At 40.9% G+C, this 18,725-nt stretch carries 16 protein-coding genes; 15 read left to right on the forward strand and 1 reads right to left on the reverse strand.

Annotated elements, in window-relative coordinates:
* Nucleotides 1-190: 190 nt before the first annotated feature.
* The 6 genes from HQQ94_RS03690 to HQQ94_RS03715 all read left to right on the forward strand — a co-directional run bounded on the left by HQQ94_RS03690 (nucleotide 191) and on the right by HQQ94_RS03715 (nucleotide 7,502).
* Nucleotides 191-2,119: an Ig-like domain-containing protein gene (locus HQQ94_RS03690; protein ID WP_173293149.1), complete on the forward strand. Its 1,929-nt coding sequence runs from the start codon at nucleotides 191-193 to the stop codon at nucleotides 2,117-2,119.
* A 184-nt stretch (nucleotides 2,120-2,303) separates the two neighbouring features.
* Nucleotides 2,304-4,550 carry a hypothetical protein gene (locus HQQ94_RS03695; RefSeq protein ID WP_173293150.1) on the forward strand — a complete coding sequence of 749 codons (2,247 nt, stop codon included), beginning with the start codon at nucleotides 2,304-2,306 and terminating at the stop codon, nucleotides 4,548-4,550.
* A gap of 142 nt (nucleotides 4,551-4,692) precedes the next feature.
* On the forward strand, nucleotides 4,693-4,923 hold the full coding sequence (locus tag HQQ94_RS03700; RefSeq protein ID WP_173293151.1) for a cysteine-rich CWC family protein: 231 nt from the start codon (nucleotides 4,693-4,695) through the stop codon (nucleotides 4,921-4,923).
* A gap of 157 nt (nucleotides 4,924-5,080) precedes the next feature.
* A complete protein-coding gene (locus HQQ94_RS03705; RefSeq protein ID WP_173293152.1) occupies nucleotides 5,081-5,548 on the forward strand; it encodes a hypothetical protein in 468 nt (155 codons plus the stop codon).
* Between the two features lie 100 nt (nucleotides 5,549-5,648).
* Nucleotides 5,649-6,470 (forward strand): PIG-L deacetylase family protein, encoded by an 822-nt coding sequence (locus HQQ94_RS03710; RefSeq protein ID WP_173293153.1) that lies wholly within the window; start codon nucleotides 5,649-5,651, stop codon nucleotides 6,468-6,470.
* A gap of 69 nt (nucleotides 6,471-6,539) precedes the next feature.
* Nucleotides 6,540-7,502: a DMT family transporter gene (locus HQQ94_RS03715; RefSeq protein WP_309247273.1), complete on the forward strand. Its 963-nt coding sequence runs from the start codon at nucleotides 6,540-6,542 to the stop codon at nucleotides 7,500-7,502.
* A gap of 6 nt (nucleotides 7,503-7,508) precedes the next feature.
* Here the strand turns inward: HQQ94_RS03715 and HQQ94_RS03720 are convergent, their stop codons facing one another.
* Nucleotides 7,509-7,793, reverse strand: a complete 285-nt coding sequence (locus tag HQQ94_RS03720) for a hypothetical protein (protein ID WP_173293155.1) — start codon at nucleotides 7,791-7,793, stop codon at nucleotides 7,509-7,511.
* A gap of 100 nt (nucleotides 7,794-7,893) precedes the next feature.
* On the opposite strand from HQQ94_RS03720, the gene rfbA reads away from it, so the two are divergent.
* The 9 genes from rfbA (at nucleotide 7,894) to HQQ94_RS03765 (ending at nucleotide 18,423) form a co-directional block, all read left to right on the forward strand.
* Nucleotides 7,894-8,886, forward strand: coding sequence for a glucose-1-phosphate thymidylyltransferase RfbA (gene rfbA, locus HQQ94_RS03725; protein ID WP_173293156.1), 993 nt, complete (start codon nucleotides 7,894-7,896; stop codon nucleotides 8,884-8,886).
* Nucleotides 8,877-9,422: a dTDP-4-dehydrorhamnose 3,5-epimerase gene (rfbC, locus tag HQQ94_RS03730; RefSeq protein ID WP_173293157.1), complete on the forward strand. Its 546-nt coding sequence runs from the start codon at nucleotides 8,877-8,879 to the stop codon at nucleotides 9,420-9,422. Before rfbA ends, rfbC begins: the two co-directional genes overlap by 10 nt.
* A gap of 63 nt (nucleotides 9,423-9,485) precedes the next feature.
* On the forward strand, nucleotides 9,486-10,385 hold the full coding sequence (gene rfbD, locus HQQ94_RS03735) for a dTDP-4-dehydrorhamnose reductase (RefSeq protein ID WP_173293158.1): 900 nt from the start codon (nucleotides 9,486-9,488) through the stop codon (nucleotides 10,383-10,385).
* A gap of 223 nt (nucleotides 10,386-10,608) precedes the next feature.
* Complete coding sequence (rfbB, locus tag HQQ94_RS03740) at nucleotides 10,609-11,655, forward strand: dTDP-glucose 4,6-dehydratase (protein ID WP_173293159.1); 1,047 nt, start codon at nucleotides 10,609-10,611, stop codon at nucleotides 11,653-11,655.
* Nucleotides 11,656-12,628: 973 nt separating this feature from the next.
* Nucleotides 12,629-13,411, forward strand: coding sequence for an ABC transporter permease (locus HQQ94_RS03745; RefSeq protein ID WP_254303992.1), 783 nt, complete (start codon nucleotides 12,629-12,631; stop codon nucleotides 13,409-13,411).
* Nucleotides 13,408-14,073 (forward strand): ABC transporter ATP-binding protein, encoded by a 666-nt coding sequence (locus HQQ94_RS03750; RefSeq protein ID WP_173293160.1) that lies wholly within the window; start codon nucleotides 13,408-13,410, stop codon nucleotides 14,071-14,073. The genes HQQ94_RS03745 and HQQ94_RS03750 overlap by 4 nt, the downstream gene beginning before the upstream one ends.
* A gap of 1 nt (nucleotide 14,074) precedes the next feature.
* On the forward strand, nucleotides 14,075-15,385 hold the full coding sequence (locus HQQ94_RS03755) for a lipopolysaccharide biosynthesis protein (protein ID WP_254303993.1): 1,311 nt from the start codon (nucleotides 14,075-14,077) through the stop codon (nucleotides 15,383-15,385).
* Nucleotides 15,382-17,121 (forward strand): polysaccharide biosynthesis/export family protein, encoded by a 1,740-nt coding sequence (locus HQQ94_RS03760; protein WP_173293161.1) that lies wholly within the window; start codon nucleotides 15,382-15,384, stop codon nucleotides 17,119-17,121. Before HQQ94_RS03755 ends, HQQ94_RS03760 begins: the two co-directional genes overlap by 4 nt.
* Nucleotides 17,122-17,433: 312 nt before the next feature.
* On the forward strand, nucleotides 17,434-18,423 hold the full coding sequence (locus HQQ94_RS03765; RefSeq protein WP_173293162.1) for an SIS domain-containing protein: 990 nt from the start codon (nucleotides 17,434-17,436) through the stop codon (nucleotides 18,421-18,423).
* Nucleotides 18,424-18,725: the final 302 nt, after the last annotated feature.

The following is an 18,725-nucleotide window of genomic DNA, read 5'->3' on the forward strand; positions in this document are numbered from 1 at the left end:
TAATGGATACTTATTAGCAATAAATGACGTGTAATGGTGAGATCGCTTTCCTATTTAGTTGTGGTGGATTGAAATTGGCTAGTAACTAGGAAGTAAATTGTGCCATACGCGAGTATCGTGAATTTTAATCGATATTTAAGCATGGCTTTCTATATTAACTGCCATTTTAAATTTTTGACGGAAACATAAAATGAAAAAAAAATATATATGGCTAATGACAACGTTGTTTTTGTCGTTGTTTATTGTTGCTTGTAATGGTGATTCTAATCGTGTTTCGGTAGCGGATCCGTCAAGTGTACAAAGACTTTATATTCAGCAACAGACAAAATTACCTTTGTCGGAATTACCAGCAGGTGTGACGGTTGAATATAAAGCATTTGTTGTTTATGGAGATAACTCGATAAAAGATATTACAGATGATGCCGTTTGGAGTAGCAGTGATGAAGAGGTTATTGCATTTCCCTTAAGAAGTCAGTCAGCTGTTGCAAAATTATTGCAGCCTGGACAGGCAGAGATTAGCGCCTTTTATGCTGATATTAATAGTGCTCCTATTGAACAGATAGTAACCAGCGCCGAGTTAATACAAGTCAATATTTATGGCGATAATGAAGGTCAAGCACTGGGGGTTGGAAATACAGCGGCATTTAAAGCTATAGGGGAATATACCAATGGCGATGTGTCTTTAGAGCAAAATGATGGACTTGTTTGGCAAAGCTCTATGGTGGATGTGGTGAGTATAGCTCCTACTGGCTCCGTCAGCGCTATACAGGTCGGTGAGAGTAATATTTCAGCCAGAATGCCTCAGGAGAACATCGACAGCGACATTGTGGAAGTGGCTGTTGTAGAAGATAGACTATTATCTATTTCAATTGTCGACTCTTTAGCTTTAGAACGTTCAAATGTCGATTTATCTCTGCCAGTAGGTTTGTCGCATCAATATCAAGCAATGGGTTATTTTGACAGTGGCAACAGCAGACTGCTGGAAGAGGCCGATCAGTTAGCTTGGCATAGTTCTAATGATGCAGCACTTACCATCACGACTGAGGGTATGGTGCAAGGCGTTGAACTAGGTTTTAGCGATATCACTGTCAGCATGGGGGGGAGTGATGCTGAAAGTAATAGTGTAAAAGTAGAGATCACCGATGCCGCTCTTGAATTAATAACGATTCATACCGAGCCGAATATAAATACTTTACCCATTGGCTTGACGATAAAATATAAGGCGACTGGTACTTATAGTGATGGTAAAGATAGAGAGTTTCAAAGTGGAGATGGACTGGTATGGGAGAGTGACGATAGCGATAAAGCAGAGATTGATTCACTCACTGGGGTACTCAAAGCCAAAAGCATAGGAGATGCCAATATCACGGTTGAAAAAGGGGCTGTTGAGAGCTTAACAAGCCCAATTACCGTGATAGAAGCAGAATTATTATCACTTAGCATAGAGCCTAAATTTGTTGGTGGTGATATTACCGTTGTTGGTTCAACCACAGAGTTTAAAGCGATAGGAACATATACCAGCGGAGATATAGAAATAAATTCCGACGATATTTATTGGGACTCAGGTGCTTGCACTAACCAGCCAGTAAACAAGGGTGTGGTTAATGTGACAGAAGAGTCGTTGGATAATATTTGCTCTGTTATTGGTCAATATGACGGAAAGCTTGCTATTGCGCATTATTCTGCGATTGCGACAAATACAGAGCTTCAATTTCAGGGCTCTTCTAAAAAAGTACTTGGTTGGCGTGTTGCTGTTACAGACGATAGGCAATATGTTGTCGGTTACTATGGCGCATGCCCTTACAATATTTGTCAAGGAACTCGTTTAACTTACTCCGATATAAGAGGGTATTGGGGCGAGGATATCAGTCAAGATAATGAAAATCCTATCGTAACGACAGATGAGTCTTTTAAGGTGTCATTGTTGGCGCGAGACAATCTTGCAAAGGTGCATGATGTGTTTGGCAATTTTGATTTGGTGTTAAGTGGTTCAGAGGCTACAGGGGTTTGGTCAAGAACTGAAGCTGGCGAAGGAAGCCATTACATCGAACCTCAAGGTCTAGCCAGAGATGATACTGAATCAACAATTGTTTTCGTTAAATTAGAGTTAAATAAATAGCGAAGTGAATGCGCGATCTTATTTTTTGTCTTTTTAGAGATGTAAGCCTAGTCGTTTTAGAATTGGCGACTTTGAACTTATCTTGCTTGTTTTTTTTATTCTATACAGGTGAGTGATGTTTAATGAGACATAATAGTTATTTTATCTATTAGTGATATAGAGATTTATTTTAATGAGTATTTCCATGAAAAAATGTATCGCAGTATTTTTATATATATGTTGTTTTTTGCATTCCTATGCTTATGCAGAAGAAGGTTTACATAAAAAAGGGTTGTCTTCTTTAAATACAAAGGAGATAGGTCGTGTTGAAATTGTTATTACTAGTCCAGAAGGAATAACCGATGGCAAGGTGCCTAAGGGGACATTTGTCACTTATACAGCTTTAGCTTACGATATTGATTCTGATAATCCGACCGATGTAACAGAAGATACTGAGTGGTTGAGTTCCAATGAAGAGGTTTTTGAACCGACAAATTATGTTGGGAATGTTTTTAAGGCCGTCGGAGATATTGATTATCAAGCTGGGATCTCAGCCGTATATGATGGTGTACCAAGTCAAGTCGATGTGTTAACGATTACGGCTAGGGAATTATTGAGTATAGAAATTAAATCTGTAACACCTACAGCTGAAATTAGCCAAGATATTCCAAAAGGGTTGTCAGTGCGTTATGTGGCAATAGGACATTACAGTGGTGAGTTTAGTGAGGATATTACTGCTAATCCTGATCTAATCTGGAGTTCGAGTCACTCAGATGTCTTTAAACCCGATAGTTTATGGCCAAATATTTTCGAGGCCATTGGTGAGGAAGGTGAGTCCAGTGATATTACGGCATCTATGGCGCTGGATAATAAGACAGATCCGATTACAAGTAATACCGACACGCCTGTGGTTTCTGCAGCTATTTTGGAGAGCATTACTATAAGTGCGACCAGGCCTGAGCGAGAGTTAAATCAAAATGTGGCTAAAGGTTTGTCGGTAACGTACACGGCGATGGGGGCTTTTTCTGACGGAGAGCATAATATTACCGATGATGTGGTTTGGTCGAACAGCAATTCTTTGGCTTTCTCACAAAGTGGTAGTGCCAACAATATCTTCACAGCCACAGGGGATACAGATGATGCAAGTGATGTGGGTGCATCATTGGATCAGGGCAGTGATAATATAGTCAGTGATATTGATACGTTGGCAGTATCTGATGCAATTTTGCTGAATATTGCCATTACTGCGAGTAAGCCTGAGCGGGATTTAAATCAACGGGTAGCCAAAGGTTTGTCTGTGACATATACAGCTACCGGTACTTTTTCTGATGGGGAGCATGATATTACCAATGATGTGGTATGGTCAAATACCAATGCCTCAGCCTTTATGCAAAGCAATAGTGCTAACAACATTTTTATTGCAACGGGCAACACAAACGATACTAGTAATATTAGTACCTCATTGGATCAGGGCAGTGGTCAAGGTGAAATATCGAGTAATATCGATACACTAACAGTCTCTGATGCCATTTTGAACAGTATTGCAATAACCGCGTCGGCTCCAATGAGAGCACTAAATCAAGATGTTCCCAAAGGCTTGTCAGTAACGTATACGGCGACAGGAAACTTTTCTGATGGTGAGCATAATGTCACTGACGTTGTAATTTGGTCTAATACAGAGCCTACCGCTTTCGCGCAAAGCGGGAGCGCAAACAATGTTTTTACATCTTATGGTAACACGGGGCAGGCCAGCGATATTACTGCTTCATTGGATCAGGGCAATGGTCAAGGGGTAATAGAAAGTAACCTAGATAAGCTAACAGTGTCTGATGCCATTCTTTATAGCATTTCTATTAGCTATGGTGGCGACGGCGACGTTAATGAGGGGGCATCTGCTACTTTTATCGCGACGGGAGAATATTCTGATGCAAGTCGAAATATCACAGCTAATGTGAGCTGGTCGAATACGAATTCATCTGCTTTTTCACAAAGTGGTAGCGATAATAATATTTTTAAAGCTACAGGAGCAATAAACTCCTCCAGTGATATTCAAGCTTCATTACAGCTAGATGGTCAAAATGAGGTCGACAGCAGCATCGAGCAATTAACTGTGGTTAATCCATATGCTTCAGGTTCTGTTCGCATTTGGAAGTCTGATAATAATAACGGATCTTGGTGCTCTATTAACGATGTTGGACAGTCCTATATCACAGTATCAAGTAGTGGTTCATGCTCTGGAGGTGGTATGTCTATGAATGGTGCAGGAGATAATACCTATCTTGCCTCAGCAGATTCTGGTAAGCACGACCAAAATATTAACATAGTGAAAGGATCTGGAAGAGTCGTAAGCTTCCATAATGCTTTGGGTGATCGCAAGCTAGTTGCTTGTAACAACACAGGACAAATCGTATTTATACAAGCTAACTTAAGGCATGAGGTGAGCTGTAACTAAGGTAATTTGAATTTCTATCTGACATAGATTAGGCATTATGCGAGCGTTCAATCGTTTGATGAAGCATAATGTCTACTTCATATCCTGAAGTTCAGGTTACTTATAAAATGGTGATGTCACCACGGAGCAGATACAGTGCTATATGAGTCAATACCCTAAGAGCCAAGCGTTAACGTGTCCCTTATGCCAAAAAGAAAATAACTGTGCTGTCAGTGTCGGTGAACAGATTGATACTTGTTGGTGTAAAGCTGTCGTTTTTCCTCCTAAGTCATCCTTAATCGAGATACAGCCTGATGCGAACGCCTGTATTTGTTCAAATTGTCTTGACAAAATTAAAGAAGAATTAACGTTAGGCTTGAAAAGAGTGGATTGAAGTACTTTGCTATTAATCCTTAGATTCCAAGGATAACCGATACTCATTGACCGATATTGAGCTGTTTTTTGTTGCTATTTCTGGCTTATGTTCAGCTTACATTCAATGAAAGTGCACTATTTTAGAGAATTAATAGAGCTAAATAGCGGGCTGTTTAATGAAATTACATTCGTTTCTTTTATCTTTACTGATCTCTTTTGCTCCTTTTTCGATGGCAGAGTCTCTGCTCTGGATAAAAGGTAATCAAAGTAAGGTACCTGATGCGGTGATAAAATCCTCAGGTGAGTTTTGGCTTAAAGGGAATCAGAGTGAGCAGCCAGATGCATTAGTGACAAGTTATCCATCTTCATCTTCAACAGCCAGTGAAGTAAAAAGTGACATCATTATTTATCGTGATAAGAAAGTTTGGTTAGGCGGCGATGTAACACAAGAGCCTGATGCAAAGCTAGATCGTGCCGGTAATGTTTGGATGAGAGGCAATTGCACTCAACGACCTGATGCAAGTATCTCGCACAATGGACTTATTTGGCTGATAAGTAATTACACCAATATTCCAGATGCTGCCATAAAAGGGGACAAAGTACTGCGTAATGCGTTCATCGCGTCTGTTTATTTGATGATTTGATTTCGCCAACCTCTTCACTTTAGCTGCGGTGATTGTTAATTGACTATGCGTAAAATCGGCTTATTCTTAGCATGTATACTTGAGGATATTAAGGCTGGCAATGGGGTTAAAATCAATACCACTGGCTGCGATGATTTTGTTCAGTGTCTCAGGCTGTTATTTGAATGGCCAAACCACATCAACGAGCGGAGCGAGACAAGTCGAAGTGACAAAAAAGAGTAACTCCCTTTCGGTAATGGTTATTTTTGCTCATCCAGATGATGAAACTTGGATATCGGGTACGCTAGCAAAATTAGTTGCTAACGATGTCGCTGTTATTCCTGTGTATGTGACCTCTGGTGATGCTGGGAGTGATTATTCTGGTCAAAATCTATCTGGTGCTAAATTAGCCCAAGTTAGAGAGAAAGAAGCGATGACAGCGTCACAAATATTAGGTCTTGAACCTCCGCATTTTTTACGTTTCCCAGACGGTAAGACTCACCTGCATCATCAAAGGATTGCTGAGCTGTTGAGTAAAATCGTTACCCGTAAAAAGCCGCTCGCTATTTTTACATTTGCAGAGGGAGGGATAACGGATAACCGTGATCATAAAACCATTCATAAACTGGTTTCCGTGCATTTCTCTGCTCTAGTGAGCTATTTTGCGGTATCGGATTCTCACGCAGAAAGCTTGGCAATATCAGCAAGTAAATTTGGTGTAGATTACCGAATAGCCAAACCTGTTAAGGATGCTCTCGTCAGCATTCGAATCGATGTTTCTCCCTATAAAGTCAAAAAAATTGAGGCGATGGCAAGTCATAAGACGCAATTTCCTCCTATTATGGTTAAAGCCTATGAAGAGTATGCTGACTCAGTACCAGTGGAAGAGATGATGACTGTTAATGAAGATAATTTATTTACCTTGCTCAGGCGTTTAAAATAATTTAATGGCATGTTTAAGGTTATTAATGCACTATGCCCACTTGTTAGTTGCAATACAATTTAGTAGGTTATTTTGCAGAATAATTTCAAGCTCGGTTTATTATTTATCTCAACAGCAGTGTTATTTTGGGGGATCCTTCCAATTGCATTGACTTTATCATCGAGTTTTATTGATCCTGTGACTTTAACGTGGTTTCGATTTTTAGTAGCGTTTGTTATTACATTTGTTATTCAGCACTTTAGTGGGCACTTGGATCAATTTACAATACTTAAATATAGAGATTGGTTAAAATTATTTTTGGCAGGTGTGTTTCTCATACTTAATTATGTTTCTTTTGTGTATGCATTAAAATACTTGGCACCAGGTGTGGCGCAATTGAACTTTCAAACAGCTCCTTTCTTTTTAGCTTTCGGTGGTATGTTATTTTTTAAAGAGAAATTGAGCGCGATTCAGTTAACTTGCTTTGCGACATTAGCATTAGGTATGCTGTTGTTTTTCAATCCATACTTAAATATTTCTCACTCGGAAAATAGTGAGGTCTGGAGTGGGTTGATGATGATTCAATTTTCAGTGTGCTCATGGACAAGTTACGCTTTACTGCAAAAGTCGCTATTAAAAAAGCTTGATCCAAACAATGTACTCTTGTTCATTTACGGTCTAGGAATACTGGTGATGATGGTATTTTGCGATTTTAGTCAGTTTGGTAGAATGGGAATAACTGATTGGTGGGTTGCTATCTTTTGTGCCGTTAATACTTTAATTGCTTATGGTTGTTTTGGGGCTTCAATGAAATATTGGCCAACATCTCAAGTGAGTGCGATGTTAGCGTTAACACCCGTCTTTAGTTTTGCTTCAACTGCATTTGTCGTGAGTTTAGGGTTATGGCCTGAGAAGTTTACTAGCGATAATGTAGATTTGTTATCAGTTATTGGTATCAGTATTATTATTTTCTCAGTCATGTTATTACAATTATTGCCTGCGATGAGTCATCGAAAAGCCCAATTGATAACAAGAAAAGCCTTACAGAGCTGATTTATTCTAGCCATAACTGGATGTTGTGTAAACGTGACATCTGAATATAAGCCTCTTACGGAAAAGCGCGGGCTGATTGTTGTTTGGATTATCAAGGATGGTAGGAACATTTTCATCATGAAGCCCTATGGTGATTTTTGTCACAGATAATGATGGCTTGAAAAAAGCATCAACAATATCACCCAAATTATTTTTCAAATCATCATGTCTATGGCTGTAGTGGTGCTCATTTAGTATAGAATGGCGTGTGATTAAAACATGGTTTAAGTTTGCTATTTCAAAGCTATTCACCACAAGATAACCTATATGATTAATGTGTAAATCTTGGTGTCTTTTGCGGTAGATAACTCGTTTTATCATTTACCGTTTAATGATAAGTAAGCAGAAAAAGATGATAGAGATAATCAAGAGTGAAAAGAGTATTCGACGTAAGGGGATCGTCCTTGCGGGAGGAGCTGGGAGTCGACTATACCCATTGACGCAATCTGTCAGTAAACAGCTGATGACAGTGTATGATAAACCCATGATTTATTATCCTATCAGCACATTAATGCTCGCAGGAATAACGGAGATCCTGATCATTACCACACCCGAGCATCTTAACGCTTTTAAGCAGTTATTGGGTGATGGAAGCCAGTGGGGGATTAAGCTGGAATATGCTGTGCAGCAAAAACCTGAAGGTTTAGCACAAGCCTTTATAATAGGCGAAACATTTCTCGGTGATGCACCCGTTTGTCTTATGCTGGGGGATAACTTATTTTTTGGCCACAACATGTCAAGAGAAGTACTTGAAGCGGCTTCAAATGAGCAAGAAGGGGCATTGATCTTCGGTTGTCGTGTGACAAATCCCAATGAATATGGTGTGGTGGAATTTGATGCTGACGGCCAAGTTCTGTCATTGGAAGAAAAGCCCCAACAACCTAAATCAGACTTTGCCGTAGCAGGATTGTATTTTTATGATAATCAAGTCATCGACATCGCCAAAAATATTCAACCGTCAGAGCGCGGTGAATTAGAAATAACCGATGTGAATAAGGTCTATCTTAAGAGGAAGCAGTTAAGGGTTCAATTGTTGAGTCGTGGTACCGCATGGTTCGATACCGGTAGCCACGATAGCCTGTTAGAGGCCAGTCTTTTTATCCAAACAATAGCCAAGCGTCAGGGATTAAAAGTCTGTTGTCCAGAAGAAATTGCCTTTCGCTTAGGGCTGATCACTGAGCAACAACTTTATGATATTGCCATGAAGGTGAAAAAGAGCGCTTATGGTCAGTATTTACTTACTGTGATCAATCTGGCGCACCAATTTAGTCCTAAGTTGATAAGGGTGCCAGTGGCTCCTGTCAAAACAGATAATATAGTTGAGCTAGCCCAATCATGCGGATAATAGATACCAATATTTGCGATGTAAAAATTATCGAACCAAGCGTGTACGGTGATGAACGGGGTTTTTTCATGGAAACCTACCGTGCTAGCTTCATGGATGTGCTCACAGGTGGTAAGCCTTTTGTGCAAGATAACCATTCTAAGTCGAGCCAAGGTAGTTTGCGCGGGTTGCATTATCAACTGCAACACACTCAAGGTAAATTGGTTCGAGTGATCCAAGGTAGTGTTTTTGATGTGGTGGTTGATATGCGCAGCAGTTCGTCGACATTTGGTCAGTGGGTGAGTGCCGAGTTGTCAGCTGAAAATAAAAAGCAACTTTGGGTACCCGAAGGTTTTGCCCACGGTTTTTACGTGATGAGTGAAACAGCTGAATGTGTTTACAAATGTACTGATTATTATGCGCCAGAGTATGATCGCAGTTTGTTATGGAACGATGCAACGGTCGCCATCGACTGGCCATTAGTAGAGGGAAAATTACCGCTACTATCAGTAAAAGATGCAGCAGGAAAACTCTTCAATGAAGCAGAGAAGTTCTAGCTGAAAAGTGGCTTAGTTACCAACGCTGCGCTACTGTAATGGTTTAAGAAACCAAAGGATTTTATGAAAGTATTAATCACTGGCTGTAAAGGTCAGTTGGGCAACGAGTTGCGACTCAGTTGTCCACCAAGCATTGAAGCGATTTATACCCATTCAACCGAATTAGATATCACTAACGAAATAACGGTACTGTCGTTCATCACAGATTTTAACCCAGATGTGGTCATTAATGCTGCGGCGTATACTGCGGTGGATAAAGCAGAAGCAGATAAAGACGCGGCTTATGCCGTTAATGCGGCTGCTGTCGGCTACTTGGCTAAGGCTTGCAAGCAAAATAACGTAAGGTTAATTCAGGTTTCTACTGATTTTGTTTTTAATGGCAACAGTGTTGATGGTATGCAGCTAACACCTTACTTGCCTGAAGACACTGTCAATCCTCTTAGTGTTTATGGTGACAGCAAGTATCAAGGTGAGCAACTGCTTCAGCAGGAAATGAGCGACAAAGCAGACAGTTTCGCCATAGTACGCACTTCTTGGCTCTATAGCAGCCAGGGTAATAACTTTGTCAAAACCATGCTTAGATTGATGAACGAAAAGGACCACCTAGGTATTGTTGCTGATCAGTACGGTGCCCCCACCTGGGCGGCCAATTTGGCCAGCATATGTTGGCAGTTAGCACAGCGTGCAGACCTTAACGGCATTTTTCACTATTCAAATGCGACAGGGTCAGATCAGGGGATTAGCTGGTATGACTTTGCCTGTGGTATTCAAGTTGAAGGCATTAAACAAGGTTTGCTCAATGCAACCATTCCGCTTAATGCCATCATCACCGCAGACTATCCAACCCCAGCAATGCGGCCCGCATACAGTGTGATGAATTGCAGTAAACTAAACCAAGCACTCAACATTGAGCCTAATGACTGGAAGGAAAGTCTTGCGGCAATGATGAAGCAGTTGAGCTAGAGCAGAATGCTGCATTCTAGGGAGTTCGCTAGCTCATTGCGAGAAAAAGTGACGTGCAAAGATAGTCTGTTTCGCTTCCGCTTTTTCTCGAATGCTGTAGGCCAACCCGGTTTTCACGGAGGTCATAGCCTGTCTTCATCCTATTTATATTTTGATTTCCCTCGGCTTCTCGAAAGTCGTAGACTGCTCTCGTAATTGGTTTATAACTCGGAATTTTTTTATTATGTCCAACCTTTTAGTCACCGGCGGTGCCGGTTTTATTGGTGTTAATTTTGTCCATTACTGGCTCGAAACTCACCCCACAGATACAGTAGTTGTGCTCGATGCACTGACCTATGCAGGCAATCGTGCCAGCTTGGCATCAGTTGAAATAAATCCTAATTTTAGCTTTGTGCACGGCAATATCTGTGACACTGACTTAGTTGAAACACTGCTTATTGGTCATCAGATTGATACCTTGGTGCACTTTGCTGCCGAGAGCCATGTTGACCGCTCAATCGATGGGCCAGATGCCTTTATCGAAACCAATATTATTGGCACTCATAGTCTACTTAAAGCCGCTAAAAAAGTGTGGCTTGATGCACCCAAAAAGCAAGGGTTAGCACCGCTAAAGCACCGCTTTCATCATGTTAGTACCGACGAAGTGTATGGTGATTTGAGCCCAACGGATCCAGCCTTCACTGAAGATACTCAGTATGCACCCAATTCGCCTTATTCAGCCAGTAAGGCGGCCAGTGATCATTTAGTGCGGGCATATCACCACACGTATGGGTTAGAGGTGACCACCTCAAATTGCTCCAATAACTACGGCCCGTATCACTTCCCTGAGAAATTGATCCCACTGGTCATCACCAATATTTTGCATAACAAACCTCTGCCGATCTATGGCGATGGCCAACAAATTCGCGATTGGCTTTATGTCACTGATCATGCTCGCGGCATTGAGCTAGTATTGCAAAAAGGTCGTTTAGGTGAATGTTATAACATCGGCGGTATCAACGAGTGGGCCAATATTGATATCGTCAAACTCATCTGCCAGTTAATGAATACGCGTTTCGCAGCTAATTTGAAACTTGCACAGCAATATCCACAAGCAATTCAAGTCATTGCAGGCCAGAGTGAAGCTCTCATCACTCATGTCACCGACCGCGCTGGTCACGATAGACGTTACGCCATCAACCCGACTAAGTCTTATCATGAGTTGGGGTATCAGCCAGTTGAGAGCTTTGAAACTGGCATTAGTAAGACGGTTGAGTGGTATTTACAATAAATTGATCCTGTAGCAGATTCTGTGTAACTAATGTACATATAGTCTGCTATTCGATCTTCAAACTCGATAATTGCCCCTGCATTATTCTACTTTCACCTCCCATGTGCTTATACCTCCTACATTGTTCTAGCGTGCATTCTACATCTTTCTATCCTTGGGCTAACTATGCTAAATCTGACTTGCAGTGAATGTATGATCATACAGTGCATTAAGATTCTTGGTATTGGCTCTCTCTATACTTAACCACAAGGTCTTTTTTGTGCGGTACACTAGTTACATATGTTTAATTTTTGCTTGTTAGCATTCCATATGTCTCATATTTATATCTAGAATGACAATTTTTTGCGATTATAGGCTCTTTATTTGTTGCTATATAATGTGTTGACTGTAATCTATGTATCTGTATACTTGCACATCTTAATTCTGATTGTACAGATAGATACACGTTAGATTAAGATGTTAATTTAGTTTTATATGGATATAAAAGTTATTTATAACATGATATTAAAGTCAAGTCCTCTCTTTGAGTCTGCGTAATAATCACATGTCACATTAACAAAAACCATTAAAATTTAAGCAAATCTAACGGGTAACTTTTGTTGCTAAATCTAACTGAAAGTTAATTGTGATGACTTGGTTCGTCTGCGCTTAAAATTATTTTTATTGCCGCATTATCATTGACCTATTTTGTTTGTTTTCGTTACTTAAGTTAACAGCTTGTAATTTAAAATGCCTTTTGTTTCTAGGCAATGATCAGCCAGTAGATTATCTATTTGGCGTGCGGTAGCTATGTTTATTGCAAATAAAGTTAACTCTGATTAAATTTTTTGAAATCCACTTTAATTTAATAAGCTATTGTTTTTTGTTGCTTTTATATTCTCAATCAATATTCCCTACACATTCCCTATATATTAAAAATAACATCCCATTTACATAAATAGGTGTAATTAACTCAATCTTGGAACACTTAAGTTTGAATATTAAACGTACATCTTTACAAATTATGCGTGACACCGTACACGCATTAATGATGAGAGAGATAAAAACCCGCTTTGGTTCTAATCGGTTGGGTTACTTCTGGGCGTTAGCTGAGCCCATTGCGCAAGCTGGTATTATGGCGCTGATGTTTTCACTGATTGGCCGTAGCAGTGTATCAGGGATCCCGGTAGCACTGTTCTTGTTGGTTGGCATACTCCCCTTTAAAATGTTCAGCAAACTGTTACCGCAATTGAGCGCCGCAGTGGAAGCAAATAAGGGATTGTTGAGTTATCGTCAAGTGTCGGCCATCGATCCCATTATTACCCGAATTATTATTGAGGCCGCCACCTTTTTGATTGTGTATTGTTTACTAATGGGGTTTATGGCCTGGTTAGGGTTTGCTGTGATCCCCGATAATTTTCTAGCGGTTCTCTATGCCAGCAGCTTGCTTATCATCATCTCTGTCGGGTTGGGGTTAATGCTCTGCAGTGCTGTGACCTATTGGAAAGACATTAGTAAAGTCGTTGGTATGATCACCATGCCGATGATGATTCTTTCTGGGGTGATGTTTTGCGCCACCATGATCCCGCCGCAATACTGGTACTTGTTTGATTGGAATCCAATATTTCATGCCGTAGAACTGAGTCGAGATGGGTACTTTAGTGCTTACAGTACACCGATTGGTGATTGGCAATATTTGGAGTTGTGTGCATTTATCAGTTTTAGTTTAGGCTTGATGACCTTTCATCTGAATCGGATGAGGTTTATTACCACATGATTTATTTTGACAATGTGAGTAAATACTACGCCACTCGTAGCGGACGGCATTATGTTTTTAAAAATGTGACCCTCGCGCTACCAACCGATCGAAACATTGCTGTGCTCGGCCCTAATGGGGTGGGTAAGTCGACGCTCATACGCATGATGGGCGGCGCCGATATGCCCAATCATGGACTGATACATTCAGCTAAAAACATTTCTTGGCCGCTAGGTTTGCAGGGCGGATTACAGGGGTCAATGACTGCGCGTGAAAATGTACGCTTTGTGGCCAGAATACATGGGTATAAAAATACTAAACCCATCGAGCAGCAAGTAGAAGACTTCGCTGAAATCGGCAAATTCTTCGATGAGCAGGTGAAAACCTATTCAAGTGGCATGCGTTCGCGGGTGACCTTTGGGCTCACCATGGGCTTTGATTTTGATTTTGACGTACTGCTTATCGATGAGCTAGGTGCTGTTGGTGATGCAAATTTTCGTAGCAAGAGTGAAAAATTATTATTAGATAAATATGACACAACCAAATTAATTATGGTCAATCATTCAGTTGCAGGGCTTAAAAAGTTTTGTGATTCAGGAGTGGTAATAAAAAATCAAGGTCTAGTGTTTTTCGACAATCTAGATGACGCAATAGCTGAGTATCAAAAGACCTATGTCAAATAACATGTTTAAAAAAATAAATTCAATCATTCAATCCAATAAGTCCTCCGATTCAAACAAGCAAGAAAGCCAAATTTCAGCGAGTTCGAGTACGGCAATTCATTCAGTAAAATCTGCAGCAGATCAAGGTGGTATTCTTACTCCAATACAGCGTAAGGTTCGTAAGTTAAAACGAGACCCTAAGTTATTTTTGGCCGACTCAAAAGCGTATGTTCATACCCGTAAAACCCTCTATACCACCTGGGCCAAGCTGGGATCATTTGCTTTAGTGCTGTTAGCCTCTTTATTGGTGATTATTTATTACAGCGTCATTGCATCGCCAAGGTATGTCAGTCAGGTGCAGTTTGTGGTCAAGCAAAGCAGCGGTAATGAATCGCCACTGGCAGGGCTCGCAGCCATTGGTGGCTCATCGCCATCGATGCGTGATGCCTTGATATTACAAGAATACATTCAATCTCCAGAGATGGCACTGGCACTCGATAGCTCGGTTAAGCTTAAAAGCCATTATGTTAATACACAGTGGGATATGGTCAGTCGTTTAGGCCAAAGCAGTACCCAAGAAGGCTATATTGAGTATTTTCAAAATCATATTCATGTTCATTACGATGAAATGTCAGAAATACTCAAAGTGGAAGTACAAGGTTTTACCCCTGAATTTAGTCTTGCGATTGCACAGTCATTAATGGACATCAGTAAAACATTCATAAATCAGTTGGGTGAGGGGATGGCCAATCAACAAATGGCCTTTGCTGAGCAAGAAGTGCAGCGCGCTCATGAAATACTTAAAGCACAACAACTGACGTTAATCGCCTTTCAAGATAAATATCAGCTGCTGAGTCCAGAAACCCAAAGCACGGCGTTATTAGCTGCTGTGCACCAGCTTGAAGCTGATATTGTGACTCAAGAAGCCGAGCTTAAATCATTGCTGGCGTATATGCAGCCCAATACGTCAGAAATACGTGCGCTTAATTATCGGATAAAAGCACTCAACCAACAGCTACAAGAAGAGCGCGGTAAACTTGTCAGTAACAATCCGCAATCATTGAATAAGATAGGGGCTAATTTTAAAGAGATAGAACTCAATACTCAGCTCAGTAGCGACCTTTACACCTCGGCGTTAAGAGGGCTTGAAGTCGTCAGAGCCGAAGCTTTTAAAACACTTAAACATTTGCTCATCATCGAAAACCCAAGGCTTGCCGAAGAGCAAAAATACCCCCAACGCCTTTACAGTATATTTACCTGGTTTGTCGTCCTTATTTTAATGTATCTCCTTGGACGACTCATCATTTCAATCATTAAGGAACACCAAGAATGAGAACATTGGTTCTGACATTGAGTTTACTCGCAATGGCCTGTGGCACAGCATTAAGCAGTCATGCATCAGTGTCGTTATCGCAAGACGCAGACGCTGAAAAAGTGACCACTATCGCTAAGAGTCATGCCACTCAACGTTATGGTAGCTGGCTGTTTAATGGCGGCTTTAGTCAGTACTCTTTCTCCGCGGTGAATCCGCAGTACCGTATTACCCAAGGGGATAAATTACTGGTGCAGGTGTGGGGGGGAATAGACTACCAAGCAGAAGTGGCTGTCGATCCACAAGGCAATATATTTATTCCTAATGTCGGCCCTATCAAGGTATTGGGTGTCAGTAATGCCAAGTTAAATGAAGTGATTCTTAACAGCGTTAAGCGGGTGTATAAGTCTAACGTTGAAGTGTATGTTTCGTTAATGTCGAGCCAACAAGTTAAAGTTTTTTTATCGGGCATGGTCACCAAGCCAGGCTTATACCAAGGACAAAGTGCCGACAGTGTATTGCGTTTTATCGATCAAGCTGGTGGCATACGCAATGACATTGGCAGCTATCGTAATATTCAGGTCAAGCGTAACGGCAAGGTACAGCAGCAAATCGACTTGTACCAATTCTTGCAACACGGCACCATGCCGCCATTGCAACTGCAAGATGGTGATGTGATTTTTGTTGGCCCTAAGCAAGGTGAAATCACCCTCGAAGGCCAAGTGGGTTTTGAGGGGCTGTACGAATTAAACAAAAGCGAATTAAACAAAAGCCAACTTAACAAAAGCGAACTTAATCAAAGTCACTTAGACCCGCGTGAATTCAAGGACACTGGCTTAGCTCAACAAAACTGGCTCAAGCCAATTCTTGATGCCGTGGTTGCCAACGAGCAAGCCACCCACGTCACCGTGATCAGCCCAGAGGCTTTTTCAGACAATCAACAGAGCGGCAATCGTCAAGTGAACGCCCGGCAATACACCATAAGCCAAGCTGACCAGATTAAGGTGCAAGCGGGGGCATTAGTGAAGGTAACATCGCAACTGCGCGCCAACAGCATCAGTGTCGATTTAATTGGTGAGCATCACTCAGCCCAAGAAATGGTATTGCCTTGGGGGGCGAGTTTGGCAGACTTAGTCAGTCATACTGAGTTTACCCGCTTATCTAATCAAGATGCCATACAGCTATTTAGGCAATCAGTGGCTGATCGCCAATTTGATATGCTGCAAGCTTCATTGTCGTCGCTGGAACAATCGGTACTCACTAAGCGGTCGAGCACTAAAGAGGCGGCAGAGCTGCGTAAAGCCGAGGCTGAAGTGATTCTTAAATGGATCGACAAGGCGCGTCAGGTTGAGCCTAAAGGGCAAGTGCTGTTAGCCGCTGACAGTGATTTGAGCCAAATCATACTGCAACAGGGCGACAAAGTGGTGATCCCCGCGAAGCGTAATCTAGTACTTATCCACGGTGAAGTCATGTTTCCCACGGCGATTGCTTATAGCAGTGAATTAAGCACTAAAGACTTTATCAGTAAAGCGGGCGGCACGACTCAAGACTTGGATGAGATGAACATTCTCATCATGAAGCCCAATGGCAGTTTTATCACCATGAATGACAATTTGAAACAATCATCCATGGTATCACCAGGTGACGAGATATTTGTATTGTCAAAACCTGATGAGAAAGGGTTCCAATTTGCCAAAGATATCACCCAGATCATATTCCAAATCGCCATGTCTGCTGCAGTAGTGCTGTCGATATAGCAGCAAAGTAGCCTAGGTCGAGGGCACAGAGAGGATTTCTATGAGAGTTGGATTGTATCTGTCTTTTCGATGAATGCCGGAATCCAGCTTTTGGATTTACTCTATCGCTTGATTTTTTCTTTCTTCGCAGTTTTCGTGTTTTCGGTGGTGTGCCGTATAAGTAACGACAAGAGGTTCACTACGAAGCGCGGTGCTTAATGGGGGAAGGTGTGGGCGTCTCACTAGCCTGAGTTAGGTAATGATTTAAAGAAAAATTAATGGATACAAAAATGTTTAATCTTCAATTCAATGTTAGTGAAAAAGGAATTTACTATGCCAAATAATGTTATTCAGCTTGCTAAGAATCCTTCGGTCGATAACCAATCATTAGTTAACTCTTGCAAAGAAACTCTGCATGAACAAAGCCAAGCTATGGCATCGCTTGCCCAAACTATGGATACAACAGAATTTGCCAAAGCACTTTCATTAATGAAGCGTTGTGATGGCCATGTGATTGTGTGTGGTATGGGAAAATCTGGTCATGTGGGCCGTAAAATATCGGCAACATTAGCATCAACAGGCACACCTTCATTTTTTCTTCATCCAGCTGAAGCCTTTCATGGCGATTTAGGTATGGTGACCTCAAGTGATGTCGTTATCTTAATCTCGAACAGTGGTGAAAGTGATGAAATATTAAAATTGATACCATCATTACAAAGTTTTGGTAATAAGTTAATAGCGATTACTGGAAAATATGATTCAACACTGGCTAAAAATTCCGATGCTTTATTACTTATCGATATTGAAAGAGAGAGTTGCCCAAATAATCTTGCACCAACCACATCGACGACTTTGACGATGGCCATTGGCGATGCGTTAGCAGTGGCTTTGATGAAGGCTCAAAACTTTATGCCAATGGACTTTGCTAAGTTTCATCCCGGTGGAAGTCTCGGGCGGCGATTACTCACTAAAGTAAAAGATGTGATGGTCAAGGATAATTTACCGTTTGTCTCACCTACTTCCACGATGAATGACGTCATATTGACGATGACGGCATCACGTTTAGGGCTCGGCATAGTACTGAATGGTGCACATAAATTATTAGGCGTGATCACAGATGGTGATTTACGTCGAGCTTTGGTTGAAAGTATCGATATTAAGCAAGCTAAAGCTAGAGATATTATGTCTGATACAGTGATTACTATAGATGAGGATGCACAGGTTCAAGCTGGTGAGGAATTGATGCGTGAGACACAGATAAAACATTTAGTTGTGGTGAATGATGTGCAGCAGGTTATTGGTGTACTTGAGTTTTTTCAGTAGAAAATAGACTTTGGTAGTAAATATTCAAAATCCTACCATTTAGATGGATCGGATAAAGCACTAAAAAAATCAGGTTAAATATAGATGTAGAAAATTGATTATGGAAATGCTGCTTTCGTCAAAGCTCAAACAGGCGATATTAATGAGTACCAAATGGACATATAAGTCTAATATAAGAGACCTTTAGTAACTTGATGACCTGCAAGTGGAAATCTGATAATTTCACACTGTGAAGTATTATTCTAAACCGATATCGTCAATAACAGTAGATGAAAATATTTATCATAAAAATATAAACTTAA

This window comes from Shewanella sp. VB17 (assembly GCF_013248905.1).
Classification (GTDB): Bacteria; Pseudomonadota; Gammaproteobacteria; order Enterobacterales; family Shewanellaceae; genus Shewanella.

What these genes read in the sequence shown, in the direction of transcription:
- HQQ94_RS03690 (WP_173293149.1), top strand. Translation starts at nt 191, where the DNA reads ATGAAAAAAAAATATATATGGCTAATGACAACGTTGTTTTTGTCGTTG.
- HQQ94_RS03695 (WP_173293150.1), top strand. Translation starts at nt 2,304, where the DNA reads ATGAAAAAATGTATCGCAGTATTTTTATATATATGTTGTTTTTTGCAT.
- HQQ94_RS03700 (WP_173293151.1), top strand. Translation starts at nt 4,693, where the DNA reads ATGAGTCAATACCCTAAGAGCCAAGCGTTAACGTGTCCCTTATGCCAA.
- HQQ94_RS03705 (WP_173293152.1), top strand. Translation starts at nt 5,081, where the DNA reads ATGAAATTACATTCGTTTCTTTTATCTTTACTGATCTCTTTTGCTCCT.
- HQQ94_RS03710 (WP_173293153.1), top strand. Translation starts at nt 5,649, where the DNA reads ATGGGGTTAAAATCAATACCACTGGCTGCGATGATTTTGTTCAGTGTC.
- rfbA (WP_173293156.1), top strand. Translation starts at nt 7,894, where the DNA reads ATGATAGAGATAATCAAGAGTGAAAAGAGTATTCGACGTAAGGGGATC.
- rfbC (WP_173293157.1), top strand. Translation starts at nt 8,877, where the DNA reads ATGCGGATAATAGATACCAATATTTGCGATGTAAAAATTATCGAACCA.
- rfbD (WP_173293158.1), top strand. Translation starts at nt 9,486, where the DNA reads ATGAAAGTATTAATCACTGGCTGTAAAGGTCAGTTGGGCAACGAGTTG.
- rfbB (WP_173293159.1), top strand. Translation starts at nt 10,609, where the DNA reads ATGTCCAACCTTTTAGTCACCGGCGGTGCCGGTTTTATTGGTGTTAAT.
- HQQ94_RS03750 (WP_173293160.1), top strand. Translation starts at nt 13,408, where the DNA reads ATGATTTATTTTGACAATGTGAGTAAATACTACGCCACTCGTAGCGGA.
- HQQ94_RS03755 (WP_254303993.1), top strand. Translation starts at nt 14,075, where the DNA reads ATGTTTAAAAAAATAAATTCAATCATTCAATCCAATAAGTCCTCCGAT.
- HQQ94_RS03760 (WP_173293161.1), top strand. Translation starts at nt 15,382, where the DNA reads ATGAGAACATTGGTTCTGACATTGAGTTTACTCGCAATGGCCTGTGGC.
- HQQ94_RS03765 (WP_173293162.1), top strand. Translation starts at nt 17,434, where the DNA reads ATGCCAAATAATGTTATTCAGCTTGCTAAGAATCCTTCGGTCGATAAC.